Annotated in this window: 12 protein-coding genes; 2 read left to right on the top strand and 10 right to left on the bottom strand. The window is 41.3% G+C overall.

Annotation, left to right across the window (positions count from 1 at the left end):
- Positions 1 to 166: 166 nt before the first annotated feature.
- From efp to FYJ75_RS13085, 10 genes are all read right to left on the bottom strand, one after another.
- Positions 167 to 724 (bottom strand): elongation factor P, encoded by a 558-nt coding sequence (gene efp / locus FYJ75_RS13130; RefSeq protein WP_154430874.1) that lies wholly within the window; start codon positions 722 to 724, stop codon positions 167 to 169.
- A gap of 83 nt (positions 725 to 807) precedes the next feature.
- Entirely contained in the window at positions 808 to 1,254 is a 447-nt protein-coding gene (rpiB, locus tag FYJ75_RS13125) for a ribose 5-phosphate isomerase B (RefSeq protein ID WP_154430873.1), read from the bottom strand.
- Positions 1,255 to 1,337: 83 nt separating this feature from the next.
- Positions 1,338 to 1,805, bottom strand: coding sequence for an Lrp/AsnC family transcriptional regulator (locus tag FYJ75_RS13120; protein WP_154430877.1), 468 nt, complete (start codon positions 1,803 to 1,805; stop codon positions 1,338 to 1,340).
- A gap of 150 nt (positions 1,806 to 1,955) precedes the next feature.
- Positions 1,956 to 3,191, bottom strand: a complete 1,236-nt coding sequence (argJ, locus tag FYJ75_RS13115) for a bifunctional glutamate N-acetyltransferase/amino-acid acetyltransferase ArgJ (RefSeq protein ID WP_235907110.1) — start codon at positions 3,189 to 3,191, stop codon at positions 1,956 to 1,958.
- A 71-nt stretch (positions 3,192 to 3,262) separates the two neighbouring features.
- The gene (locus FYJ75_RS13110) at positions 3,263 to 4,126 is read right to left on the bottom strand and encodes a DMT family transporter (protein ID WP_154430872.1); all 864 of its coding nucleotides are present in this window, start codon (positions 4,124 to 4,126) and stop codon (positions 3,263 to 3,265) included.
- A 149-nt stretch (positions 4,127 to 4,275) separates the two neighbouring features.
- Complete coding sequence (gene feoB, locus FYJ75_RS13105; RefSeq protein ID WP_154430871.1) at positions 4,276 to 6,426, bottom strand: ferrous iron transport protein B; 2,151 nt, start codon at positions 6,424 to 6,426, stop codon at positions 4,276 to 4,278.
- Between the two features lie 99 nt (positions 6,427 to 6,525).
- Complete coding sequence (locus FYJ75_RS13100; RefSeq protein ID WP_154430870.1) at positions 6,526 to 6,747, bottom strand: FeoA family protein; 222 nt, start codon at positions 6,745 to 6,747, stop codon at positions 6,526 to 6,528.
- A gap of 12 nt (positions 6,748 to 6,759) precedes the next feature.
- Entirely contained in the window at positions 6,760 to 6,969 is a 210-nt protein-coding gene (locus tag FYJ75_RS13095) for a FeoA family protein (protein ID WP_154430869.1), read from the bottom strand.
- Positions 6,970 to 7,242: 273 nt separating this feature from the next.
- Positions 7,243 to 8,022: a ZIP family metal transporter gene (locus tag FYJ75_RS13090; protein WP_154430868.1), complete on the bottom strand. Its 780-nt coding sequence runs from the start codon at positions 8,020 to 8,022 to the stop codon at positions 7,243 to 7,245.
- A 3-nt stretch (positions 8,023 to 8,025) separates the two neighbouring features.
- On the bottom strand, positions 8,026 to 10,557 hold the full coding sequence (locus tag FYJ75_RS13085) for an EAL domain-containing protein (RefSeq protein ID WP_195839031.1): 2,532 nt from the start codon (positions 10,555 to 10,557) through the stop codon (positions 8,026 to 8,028).
- Positions 10,558 to 10,705: 148 nt separating this feature from the next.
- Between FYJ75_RS13085 and FYJ75_RS13080 the strand changes: the two genes are divergently transcribed.
- The gene (locus FYJ75_RS13080; RefSeq protein WP_154430866.1) at positions 10,706 to 11,308 is read left to right on the top strand and encodes an NAD-binding protein; all 603 of its coding nucleotides are present in this window, start codon (positions 10,706 to 10,708) and stop codon (positions 11,306 to 11,308) included.
- 93 nt (positions 11,309 to 11,401) lie between these two features.
- Positions 11,402 to 12,064 (top strand): NAD-binding protein, encoded by a 663-nt coding sequence (locus tag FYJ75_RS13075; RefSeq protein ID WP_154430865.1) that lies wholly within the window; start codon positions 11,402 to 11,404, stop codon positions 12,062 to 12,064.
- Positions 12,065 to 12,070: the final 6 nt, after the last annotated feature.

Genomic DNA, 12,070 nt, shown 5'->3' with positions numbered 1-12,070 from the left:
GCATAGGATTCCATAATAGCCTTTCTTATGGGGTAAGGGGAATTATACACGTTTTATGAAATATAACTACTGTTGTATCCATAATAAAAAGGACGCATGAAAAAACTTTCGTTTTTTCACACGCCCTCATCTCTTTCTTATTCACAATAAGCCATATCATGTGTGATTAAACACGTGACAGATATTCACCTGTTCTTGTATCGATCTTGATTACATCATCCTGCTCAACGAATAATGGTACATAAACAGTTGCGCCTGTCTCAACAGTTGCAGGTTTTGTAGCACCAGTAGCAGTATCACCTTTAAATCCTGGCTCTGTCTCTGTAATTGTTAATTCTACAAATAATGGTGGCTCTACAGCAAATACGTTTCCTTTATGAGAGCATACTTTAACCATCTCATTCTCTTTTACGAATTTCAAAGACTCTGCTACATCTGCTTTTGGAAGCTGGATCTGATCATATGTCTCTACATCCATAAAGTAGTAGAAATCCTCGTCTGAGTATAAATACTGCATATCTTTTCTGTCAATATGTGCAGTTGGGCATTTCTCAGTTGGACGGAAAGTTTTCTCAACTACACCACCACTGATGATATTTTTTAATTTTGTTCTAACAAAGGCTGCGCCTTTACCTGGTTTAACATGCTGGAATTCAATAATCTGATAAATGTTTCCTTCGTATTCGATGGTAACACCATTTCTGAAATCTCCTGCTGAAATCATTCGATCTTCCTCCTTAATAACACTTCGAGTAAAAAACTCTCTCATCCGTCCATTTTACAATAAAAGCCAATACATTTCAAGTTTTATTTATTTCGCTTCTCAATTTCGTGGATCATGTCGATACGGGTCTGATGTCTTCCGCCCATAAATTCAGCATCCAGATAAGACTTCACAATATCCTTTGCTGTTTCCAAACCAACAATTCTTGCACCGAATGCGATGATGTTCGCATTATTATGTTCTTTTACCAGATGTGCCGTTGTCGCATCAGAGCATACTGCTGCACGTACACCGTTTACTTTATTTGCTGCGATTGAAATTCCAACTCCGGTTCCACAGATCAGTACTCCGCAGTCTGCTTCTCCATCCACAACAGCCCGTCCGACACGTTCTCCGAATTCCGGATAATTACAGCTCTCATTAGTATCCGTACCGTAATTGATAACTTCGTGTCCAAGTTCCTTTAAATATGCCATAATTTCGTTTTTCATTTCTACTGCTGCGTGATCATTTGCAATTGCAATCTTCATTGATATATTCCTCACTTTGTCATTTCTCTAATAATTAGAGTATTTTTCTCTAATTATTAGAGTATCACAGTAAGGTGCACTCGTCAATCACTGCTCTTTACTTCTTCGAGTCTCCAGGAATGGATTGGAACATTCCGGTGTTCCACAGAAGTGGAAAAAGCAATTAACGTCTTTGTTTTTCCGAAATGCTGGAGTTCATTAATAAAATGATCCAGTTCTACCGTGTTTTCAAAAGCAACTTCGATTAACATCGCATACTCCCCTGTCACACAGCTGCACTCTACCACATTCGGAATTGCCTCTATAAAAGGATAAAATTCCTTTTTTTGAACCGGTTCTACTTCAAGATTAATAAATGCTTTTATACAATACCCAAGCGCCTCCGGATTAATCTGTGCATGATAACCGGTAATGATATGGTTCTTTTCCAGCCGCTCGATTCTTGCAGTAACTGCCGGCGAGGATAAAAATACCTGCCCGGCAATCTCTTTAATGGATATACGTGCATTCTCCTGTAATAATTCTATAATCTTTTCATCAATTGCATCCAGATTTGTCCTCATAAAACTATTCTCCTTACATCCTATGAAGTAAACAAAAAGGTGCCCTGAACCTTTGTCGGTTCAGAACACCTTTGTTCGCTCTGTTTCTTCTTTTATGTACTCAATATAGCATTTGTTCCCGCAAATGTCAATTTTCCATTAGGATCGATAATCTCCATTGATTTTTACGTAATCATAGGTCAGATCACAGCCCCATGCTTTTGCAGAAGCTTCCCCCTGTCCAAGATCGATATTAATGTAGATCTCATCCTCACCAAGAATTACTTTTGCCTCATCCTCAGAGAATTCAACTCCGGAGCCATTTCTGCACACCGCAATACTTCCTTTTGCAGAAGCAAGATCTACACCAACCTTTGTGATGTCAAAGTCAGCATCCGCATATCCGACTGCACAGAGAATTCTTCCCCAGTTTGCGTCCTCTCCAAACATCGCACATTTGAATAACGGAGAACGGATAACGCTTTTGGCAACGATGATCGCAGTATCCTGATCCGGCGCTCCGGATACCGTGCATTCCAGCATCTTGCTGGCACCTTCTCCATCTTTTGCAAGCATCTTTGTCATATTCATAAGTACTTCGTACAATGCCTTACGGAAGATCTCATACTCTTCGTTTTCTTCTGAGATCTCTGTGTTTCCTGCAAGACCATTTGCCATGATACTTACCATATCATTTGTAGAGGTATCTCCGTCAATGCTCAGACAGTTGTAAGTCACTTTTACGATCTCAGACAATGCTTTCTGGATCAATTCGGAAGAAATTGCCACATCCGTTGTCACAAAATTCAGTGTTGTAGCCATGTTTGGATGGATCATTCCACTTCCCTTTGCCATTCCACCGACCGTGCATGTCTTTCCATCCAGTGTAAACTGTACTGCCACTTCCTTCGGGAATGTGTCTGTTGTCATGATCGCATTTGCCGCTTTGTCATGGTTCTCAGGTGCAAGCCCTGCTGCAAGCTCCTTCACATGATCTGCGATTGGCTCGATTGGAAGAATCTGTCCGATAACTCCTGTTGAAGCGACAATCACTTCGTCCGCTGAAATCCCAAGTTCTTTTGCAGCAAGTTCACACATCTTCTGTGCCTTTTCTTCTCCATCCGCATTGCAGGTATTCGCATTCTTGCTGTTTACGATCACTGCTCTTGCTTTCTTTCCGGTTGTTTCAAGATGCTTTTTCGTCACCAGAATCGGAGCACCTTTTACTTTATTTGTCGTATATACTGCTGCCGCATTGCAGATCTCTGTTGAAAAGATCATTCCAAGATCATTCTTATTCCTGTCCGGATTCAGACCACAGTTTAATCCATTTGCCTGAAATCCTTTTGCAGCACAGACGCCGCCATCGATCCTTGTAAATTCCATCTTATCCATATCATTCTCCTCCACACTATGTTGTTGTGAGTATAGCACTCGTTATCTTTCGTTTCAAGTAAAACTTCCACCTATGCATTCTGCGTCTGTTTCCGTATATACGCCCATTTAAATACGGCACTTCCGATAATGATCACATAACCGATCAGACTTAGCATATCCGGTATCTGATCCAGGAAAATAAAGCCAAGCAATGCTGCAAACAATACCTGTGTATAATCAAATACCGAAATATCACGGGCAGGTGCTTTGGTATAAGCCTTCGTAATGCTGAACTGTCCACCGGCAGCTGCCACACCTGCCAGAATCAAAAATACAAACTGCAACAGGCTCATTGGCTTAAACTGGAAAATCAAAAACGGCAGCGTAACCACACAGGAGAAAACCGAGAAGCATAATACAATAATCGGTCCCCGTTCTCCCTTTTTTCCAAGTTTACGGACAAATGTATAGGCAATTCCGGCGCCCAGTCCTCCGCACACACCAATCATGGCATAGACAAACTGCATATTAAAGGATGGTTTTACGACAAAAAGTGCTCCGGTAAAAGCAACGATAACACTCAGCCACTCTATCTTGTTTGCTTTCTCTTTTAATATGAAATAAGACATCAGAATCGCAAAAAAAGGAGATAGCTTGTTCAGAATATTTGCATCTGCAATATTCAGTTTATCAATCGCATAAAAATTGCAGATCAGTCCAAGTGTTCCACATAAACTCCGCATAAAAAGATCCGGAATATTTTCTTTTTTTAAAGCAAACTTTTCCTTACTCTTTACCAGTGTCCCAAATGCAATGATTGCCGCCACTGCATTGCGGAAAAAGGCCTTTTCCATAGTTGGAAGGTCTCCGGAAAGACGTACGAAAAAGGTCATAAGAGCAAAAAAGAAGCCTGCCATAATAATATACAAAATTCCCTGTCTTCGGTTATTCATCCTGCTCATTCCTTTCTAACCGATCGTTTGATACATTAAAATTTATTATGCGCATTTTCGCATTTTCCGTCAAGTAAAAGATGCCAGCTGTTTGCACAGCTGACATCTTATATAAAATACTATAGAGAAAGAGTATTTTGAGGGCTAAATTATACTGCCTTTTTCAGGTTTACATCCAATGTCTCACTTTCCTTGTATGGACGGAACAGTAAGTAGATAAATGCAACGATCATGATGAACGCTACAACCGTTCCAACTCCGAAAGCACCTGTTGTAAACAGTGTACCAATCTGGAAGATACAAAGTGCTACTACATAGGCAAGTAAACACTGATATCCGATTGCGATAAAGAACCATCTTGTATTGTTCATCTCACGCTTGATTGCTCCCATTGCTGCGAAACAAGGTGCACACAACAGGTTGAATACTAAGAATCCATATGCAGCGATTGGTGTCATAGCAGCTGCAAGATTGCCCCAGATCTCGGAACCATCTTCTGCAACTTCTGCAAATCCATATAACATACCAAATGTAGCTACAACGTTCTCTTTTGCGATCAGACCGGTAACGGCTGCAACTGCCATCTTCCAGCCTTCACCTGCCTGTGTCCAGCCAAGTGGAGCAAAGATCCATGCGATTGCGGTACCAATTTTAGCAAGGATAGACTCGTTTAATTCTTCGACCATTCCGAAGCTTCCGCCTTCCCATCCGAAGCTCATTAAGAACCATAAAATAATGGTTGATAAAAGGATGATTGTACCAGCCTTTTTAATGAATGACCAGCCTCTCTCCCACATACTTCTTAACACATTGCCAACAGTTGGCCAGTGATATGCAGGCAGCTCCATAACGAATGGTGCCGGGTCTCCTGCAAAGATCTTTGTTTTCTTTAAAATAATACCTGAACAGATGATTGCTGCGATACCAACAAAGTATGCACTTGTTGCAACCCATCCGGAGTTGCCGAAGAACGCACCAGCGATCATAGCGATAATTGGAAGCTTTGCTCCACATGGGACAAACGTTGTTGTCATGATTGTCATCTTACGGTCTCTGTCATTTTCAATCGTTCTGGATGCCATGATTCCTGGAACACCACATCCACTTCCGATCAGCATTGGAATGAATGATTTTCCGGAAAGACCAAATTTACGGAAGATACGGTCCATGATGAATGCAACACGTGCCATATATCCGCAGGACTCTAAGAATGCAAGGAAAATAAATAATACAAGCATCTGTGGTACGAATCCAAGTACTGCTCCGACACCGGCAACAATACCATCAAGGATCAGTCCCTCTAACCATGCAGCACATCCAATTGCATCAAGTCCACTCTGAATTGCAGGTGGGATAATCTCGCCAAATAATACGTCATTCGTCCAGTCTGTCAGGAATCCACCAACCGTAGTAATCGATACATAGTAAACAATAAACATAACAACCGCAAAGATTGGAAGTGCAAGCCAGCGATTCGTTACCACACGGTCGATCTTGTCTGATACAGACATTGTCCGTTTGTCATTTTTTGCAACGCATCCACCGATAATATTGGATATGTATACGTATCTTTCATTTGTAATGATACTCTCAGTGTCATCGTCAAATTCATCTTCCAGCTGTTTGATTTCAACAGAAACATCTGGTACTGATTTCATCTGTTCTTTGATCTTGTCATCTTTTTCCAGTAATTTAATTGCGAAGAATCTCTTCTGTTCTTCAGCAACATCAGAACCAAGCTTTGCTGCTACGTTTGCGATCACATCCTCAACTTTCGGATTGAATGCATGAACGATCTCTGCTTTTCTTCCGCTCTGTGCAAGACCAACTGCCTTTTCTGCAGCTTTCTGGATACCAGTTCCTTTTAATGCAGAAATCTCTACGACCTCGCATCCAAGTTTCTGGCTTAATTTATCGATATAAACCTTATCTCCGTTTTTCTCAACAAGATCCATCATGTTGACTGCCATGATAACCGGAATTCCAAGTTCCATGATCTGTGTAGACAGATACAGGTTACGCTCAATATTTGTTCCATCAATAATGTTGATGATTGCATCCGGTCTCTCATTGATCAGATAATTACGTGCAACCACTTCTTCCAGTGTATATGGAGAAAGAGAATAAATACCCGGAAGATCCATGATAGTTACATCTTTATGGCCCTTTAATTTTCCTTCTTTTTTCTCAACTGTTACACCAGGCCAGTTTCCTACAAACTGATTGGAACCGGTCAGTGCATTAAATAATGTTGTTTTTCCGCAGTTCGGGTTTCCTGCTAATGCAATTTTCACTGACATTTCTTAACTCCTTTTCAATTTGCCTACGCTACTTATTATTCGCTTCGGCTATTTCATGTTAGATTTTTCTAACCCACAGGCAAAAATAAAAATGATCGCTTATTCTACCTCGATCATTTCCGCATCTGCTTTTCTCAAAGATAACTCATATCCTCGAACAGTTACTTCAACAGGATCTCCAAGTGGTGCTACTTTTCTGACATAGATCTGTACACCTTTTGTAATTCCCATATCCATGATACGTCTCTTAACAGGTCCCTCGCCGTTAAGTTTTTTTGCTGTAACAGTCTCACCTACAGCCACATCTCTTAATGTTTTCATGACTTTTCCTTTCTATACCATGATTTTATTTGCCATATCCTTACCGATGGCAACGCGTGAATCTTTTACGTTCACAATCATGTTACCGCCGATCTGATTCACGACAGTCACAACTCCTCCTGGAACAAATCCCAGATTCTCTAAGAATCTTCTGGTCTCTTCTTTGCCGCCCACTCTCTTGATTGTGTTCGGTTCTCCCTCTTTTACCATTGTTAGTGGCATACTCATGACCTCTTTTCCATCCTTCTTACTCTTGCTGTTTCTTTGTTACGTAATAGTGAATTTCATTTTTCTAATCTTCGTTAGAAATCCGGTACGTTCGTTAGTATTTCTTCACGTGAGTTAGTATATGCTAACATTTTTGCAAAGTCAATCTTTTTTGTAAAATTCTTCTATTTTATTAATTTTTATTCTCAAGAAGCATTTTCTTTTATACAAAATAACAAAAAGCTTCGGAATAACTCCAAAGCTTTTTGATGAATATGTGATTTTCTTCTATCCAAGTGCAACATCCAGAATCATCATCAATACAAATCCAATCGATACACCAATGGTTCCAACATTGGAATGTTCTCCTGCCTGCGATTCCGGAATTAACTCCTCTACCACAACATAAATCATGGATCCCGCGGCAAAAGACAGAAGATACGGAAGAATCGGTGTAATCAGTCCTGTCAGAAGAATGGTAAGAAGTGCTGCGATCGGTTCCACAACACCGGATGCGGCTCCATCCAGAAAGGCCTTCGTTTTGGAAAGACCTTCACTTTTTAACGGCATGGAAATAATTGCGCCTTCCGGAAAATTCTGTATTGCAATTCCAATGGACAATGCAAATGCTCCCGCAAGACTGATGCCGGTATTACCAGCAAGTACTCCCGCAAAAACTACACCGACCGCCATTCCCTCCGGAATATTGTGAATTGTCACCGCTAGTACAAGCATTGTCGTTTTTTTTAAAGAAGCTGGCATTCCCTCCGGTTTATCGGTCTCCAGATGCAAATGCGGCACCACCGTATCCAGAAGAAGCAGGAACAAAATTCCAAGCATAAAACCAGCCGCTGCCGGAATCCATCCAATCACTCCCTGCTGCTCACTCATGTCAATCGAAGGAATCAAAAGTGACCAGATTGATGCGGCGATCATTACTCCGGAAGCAAATCCAAGCAATGCCTTTTCCACCCTCTGATCCATTTTATCTTTCATAAAAATAACCATTCCAGATCCAAGAACCGTTCCTAGAAACGGAATCAAAAGTCCTATTGCTATATTTTCCATATTTTATTCCTTTTTCTGATATTTATTTTCAAAGTCTAATACGGATAATGGTTTGTCATAATAATATCCCTGGATATAATCGCATTCATACTCACGCAACTGCTCCAGCTGTTCTTTCGTTTCAACACCTTCTGCAACCGCTGCACAGCCCAGTTCATGTGCCATACGGATTACATTCCGGATCAGGATTCCAACTTTCTCGTCTCTGCTCATCGCTCTGATAAAACTCATATCGATCTTGATTCCGTATACTCCTTCAATGGTCATCATAGATAAAGAAGAATACTCCACGCCAAGATCGTCGAGTGCAACTTTCAGTCCATGTTCTGAAAGGGAATGAATCAATTCTGCCATTCTTTTACGGCTGATACTGCTTGCCGATTCTGTTACCTCAATCTGTAACAGTTGAATGTTAAAATCGTATTTATCCACAATCTCGAATACATGCTCCTCAAATCCGCTCTCCTGCATCGTCACACGCGAAAAATTCATAGAAACCACGATATCCTGAAAAATACCAAGTACATTATTTCTCTCAAGATATTTGCAGACACTTTCCAGAATAAAGAAATCCAACTGTGCAATCAGCCCGGTTTTCTCCAGTGCAGGAATGAATTCATATGGGCTGAATACTTTACCATCTGCGTCAATCTTTCTTGCAAGCGCCTCTGCTCCGTATAAACGGTTTGTTTTTAAATCAAGCTGTGGCTGCAGGAAAAATACAAAATTACTGTCTTTTACATTATCCATAAAATAACAGATTGAATCTTTCAGATGTCTTGAGGTCTGTTCCGGATTCTGAGCATAATACTGCTGCTTATTAATGTACATCAGATGCTCTGCTTTTGTAATCAGCTCATTGAGATCGGAACAACGTTCCTCCCAGATATACCCGCAGGAAAGAATACGGTTGTTATCTTTCTTCATTTTATCTTCCAGGCTTGCTGCACGCTGCATAAATTCATCTTTATCGCAGCCCGTTTCAATCACAACAAACTCATCTCCGCTGATCCGGTAGATTACATCCTCTGAAAAATATTTTTTGAGCATATCTGCAATCTTGCGGATCATTCCATCTCCATACAGATGTCCGAAATTATCATTTACGTATTTCAGTCCATTTCCATCTCCAAAAAGAATTCCCACCTGATCGACCGTCTTCTCTGCATGATCTTCAAGATATTTTCTGTACGCATTCCGGCTGTGAAGTCCTGTCAATGAATCAAAATAGCTCATCTGGAGCAGTTCGGAAGACAATTTGCGCTTTGACAGCTCATAGGAAATATAAAATGCGGTATTGGTCAGAAATTCCTTATCGTCAATATTGCGATGCGGCTCACAGATCAAAAGACATCCTTCCGGGTCTTCTGCCGCACCAATCGGAACGGACAGGATACTTGTCACACCAAGTTCCGTCAGATATTGATGGATTGGCTTATTCTGAAGTTTCAGATCCACCTTTGCATCACGCACATAATGGAATGCATATTTCTGGAAAGCCTCCACAAAATCCTCTGTCACTTCCGGTGGAACCGTCTGCAGCAAATCTGCATAGCAGGAAATCCCTTCCCTGCATTCCTCATAAGAGAGCCGTGCTGTCCCGGTATTCTTGTTATACTCAAAGAGTCCCACGCGGTCGGCTGAGAAAAATCGAAGCAGACGTCTTAATACATGTTTCACAGAAAAACTGATATCCCGATCTCTTAACAGACTCCGGATATTCGCATTCATCATGCGTTCCCGTTCGATCAGGCCATGCTGCATGGATATATCCATAAAACATACAAAAAAACGGAGTTCATTCGCCGCAGCCTCTAGCATTTTCCCGCGAAGCAGAAACCACCGGTAAACCTCCCGATCCGTATCCAGGATGCGTACATCCTGTTCAAAGCTGCCATTCACCTCTGCTGCTTCCACAAGAAACTCTTGCATCCTTTGTTCATCCTTTGGATGCATCCGCGAAAATATCTTCTGTCCTTCTTCCAGAGTACGCTTTTCCCTTGTACAGCCCATTATATCAAAAAAAATGCTGTTAACATATTCCATGGAGATTTTTCCATTGGATATACTGAAAATACCAAGCGCTGCCGGAGCCTGATCCAGAAGTGATTCTTTTTTTTCTTCTTTGAGCTGTCTTTCCACATCATTTAGATCAGTGCCAAGCTCCTCTGAATAACCGATTGCCATCACCGGTTTTCCATTCTGGATTTCTGCCGGTTTAAAAATCGTCTGGTAATAACGATATTCCCCGTCTTTTCCACAAACCCGGAAAATATCGCTCACACGGGAAGTTGATGTTTCTACCTTCCTGTAAAGTTCTCTGAATCTCTCTTCATCTTCCGGGTGAATCCTTCCTTCGTGAATTACTGATTCCGGCACATTCTCCAGATAAACACAATCCCCATATGGGCTTGGTACATTCTGATAACGTGTCAGTGTATGGTTTCTGATGTCATATTCTACTACAGATGTATAGTTTCTTTTCTGTATGATCTCCTGGCGTTCATTCTCCAGTGAAATAATTCTGTCTCCCATTACAATCCCCATTAACTTTGTAAAAGCTGTTTTTATCCGTTGTATATCACTTCCTATTATAACCCTATTTTCCTATAAGTTCCATAGCGAAATCACCAGTTGATAAAGATTCCTCTTGCCTTTTGGCTCTGAGCATAAGGAGAAAACAATGAAAATAATTATTGCCGGAGATGGAAAAGTCGGTGCAGCAATTGCCCGTCAGCTCTCCACCGAAGGGTACGATCTGACTCTCATTGATTCCAAGCAGGAAGTTCTTGAAAATATGCAGGATCAGTATGATGTCATGACTGTTACCGGTAACTGTGCCACAATGAATATTTTAGAAGAAGCAGGCATTGAAGAAGCCAAACTTCTCATTGCTGCAACCAGCGCCGATGAAATCAATCTGCTCTGCTGTATGACTGCACATGCTTTAAACCCTGATATTCATACGATTGCCCGTATCCGTAATCCGGAATACTATACCCAGATTTTTAAAATGCGGAACACCTTTGCACTCTCTCTTGCAGTCAATCCTGAGAAAAAGGCAGCTCACCAGATGGAGCGTCTTTTAAAATTCCCCGGATTTTTAAAAAGAGAATCCTTTGCAAAGGACCGTGTGGAGATTGTAGAACTTCGGATTGATGCAAACAGCAAATTGAACCATGTTACGCTTGCTGACCTTGACTCCATTGTAAAATGCAAGGTTCTGATCTGCGTTGTTCTTCGGAACGGACAGGCAATCATGCCGGATGGTAATTTCACCTTTTAGGAGGATGACCGTGTATTTGTTACGGCTCCTACAAACGTCCTGGCAATCCTGTTAAAAAATCTTGGAATTATTACGCACAAAGTCAACCGCGTCATGCTTGCCGGTGGTGGCCGCGTTGGTTATTATCTGGCAGAAAGCCTTTTAAAAAGCGGCATTCATGTTCAGATCATTGAAAAAGACCGTGAGCGCTGTGAAGTACTCTCTACTTTATTACCAAATGCAGATATCATCTGTGGAGACGCAAGCAGTCATGCACTGTTAGAAAGCGAAGGCGTATCGGAATGTGATGCACTGATTTCCATGACCGGAATCGATGAGATTAATATCATCATTTCACTTTTTGCAAACGAGATTGGAATTCCACATATCATTACAAAAATCGGACATTCCGAAAATACAGCCATTCTCAATCATCTTCCAGTTGGAAGTGTGATCTGTCCGAAGGACCTGTGCTGCAACGCAATTGTCCGATATGTCCGTGCCATCCGCAATCAGTCCGGAGCAGCGGTCTCTGTACACTCGATTGCCAACGGACTTGCTGAGGCAAGTGAATTCGTAGTAGATCCAAATACCAGACACTGTGGCGTTCCACTGAAAGATCTGCATCTGAAAAAGGGTACTCTGATCGTATGTATCTCCCACAATGGAAAAACAGAGATTCCAAATGGTGACTCTTTCTTTCAGGTTGGAGATACTGTCATTATTGTCACCGAAGCAGAACGTGTACTTCTTCAGATGAACGATATATTCGAGTAAAGGGGA

The organism is Roseburia porci (genome assembly GCF_009695765.1).
Classification (GTDB): domain Bacteria; phylum Bacillota; class Clostridia; order Lachnospirales; family Lachnospiraceae; genus Roseburia; species Roseburia porci.
This window is presented reverse-complemented; position numbering and strand designations above follow the sequence as displayed.